We start from the raw sequence: 1704 nt of genomic DNA on the forward strand, positions 1-1704 counted from the left end.
TGGGCGCGCATCGGCATCCCCTACAGCCCCGCCACCGGCCTCCCCATCACCGCCCAGACCGTCAGCCAGATGGTCGACCGCGTCATGGAAATGCCCGAGGGCAGCCGCCTCTATCTGCTCGCCCCCATCGTCCAGGACCGCAAGGGCGAGTATCGCAAGGAGCTGGCCCAGCTCCAGAAGGACGGCTTCACCCGCGTCAAGATCGACGGCCAGTTCCACGACATCGAGGACGCCCCCGCTCTCGACAAGAAGCTCAAGCACAGCATCGACGTCGTCGTCGATCGCCTGGTCCTCAAGCCCGGCCTCGAAAGTCGCCTGGCCGAAAGCTTCGAGACCGCGCTCAAGCTGACCAGCGGCCTCGCCATCACCGAAACCGCCGACGACGACGCCACCCGCACCCTGTTCTCGGAAAAATTCGCCTGCCCGGTCTCCGGCTTCACCATCGCCGAGATCGAGCCCCGGCTGTTCAGCTTCAATGCCCCCCAGGGCGCCTGCCCGGCCTGCGACGGCCTCGGCGAAAAGGCCCTGTTCGATCCGGACCTGATCGTCCCCAACCACGCGCTGACCCTCGAAAAGGGCGCCGTCATGCCCTGGGCCAAGTCGCAGCCGCCCAGCCCCTATTACCAGCAGGTGCTCGCCTCCATCGGCCGCGCCTATGGCTTCACCCTCAAGTCGAAGTGGCAGGATCTCGCCCCCGAGGCCCAGCGCGCCGTCCTCCACGGCACCGCCGGCCGCGCCATCGCGCTGCGCTTCGAGGATGGCCGCAAGGCCTATGAGGTCAACAAGCCGTTCGAAGGCGTCATCGCCAATCTCGAAAAGCGCCTCAAGGCCACCGACAGCGCCTGGATGCGCGAGGAGCTCAGCCGCTACCAGTCCGCCGCCCCCTGCGAGGTCTGCCACGGTGACCGCCTCAAGCCCGAGGCGCTCAGCGTCAAGATCGCCGGCGAGACCATCGCCCAGGCCGTCCGCCGCCCCGTCGGCGAGGCGCTGGCCTGGGCCGAGACCCTCGCCGAAAAGCTCACCCCCAAGCAGCAGGCAATCGGCACCAGCATCCTCAAGGAGATCGTCGAGCGCCTCGGCTTCCTCAACAATGTCGGCCTCGATTACCTGCATCTCGATCGCAAGTCCGGCACGCTTTCCGGCGGCGAGAGCCAGCGCATCCGCCTCGCCAGCCAGATCGGCTCGGGCCTGTCCGGCGTCCTCTATGTCCTCGACGAGCCGTCGATCGGCCTCCACCAGCGCGATAACGACCGGCTGCTTGAAACCCTCCGTCGCCTGCGCGATCTCGGCAACACCGTCATCGTCGTCGAGCATGACGAAGACGCCATCCGCACCGCCGATTATATCCTCGACATGGGGCCCGGCGCCGGCACCCATGGCGGCCAGGTCGTCGCCCAGGGCGTCCTCGCCGACATCCTCGCCACCGAGGGCAGCATCACCGCCGATTATCTCTCCGGCCGCCGCAAGATCGACGTGCCGCAAAAGCGCCGCAAGGGCAGCGGCAAGAAGCTCACCGTCACCGGCGCCCGCGGCAACAACCTCCAGTCGGTCACCGCCAGCCTGCCCCTCGGCACCTTCACCTGCATCACCGGCGTCAGCGGCAGCGGCAAGTCGAGCTTCACCATCGACACCCTCTATGCCGCCGCCGCCCGCGAGCTGAACGGCGCCCGCCTCGTCACCGCCCCCTATGACAAGATCACCGGC

Annotated in this window: 1 pseudogene; it reads left to right on the top strand. The window is 67.9% G+C overall.

The annotated features are described in order from the left end of the window. Positions 1 to 1704 (top strand): annotated as a pseudogene (locus ACTIFJ_RS15320) (excinuclease ABC subunit UvrA); the annotation flags it as partial.

Source organism: Polymorphobacter sp. (genome assembly GCF_051860865.1).
Taxonomy (GTDB): Bacteria; Pseudomonadota; Alphaproteobacteria; order Sphingomonadales; family Sphingomonadaceae; genus Sandarakinorhabdus.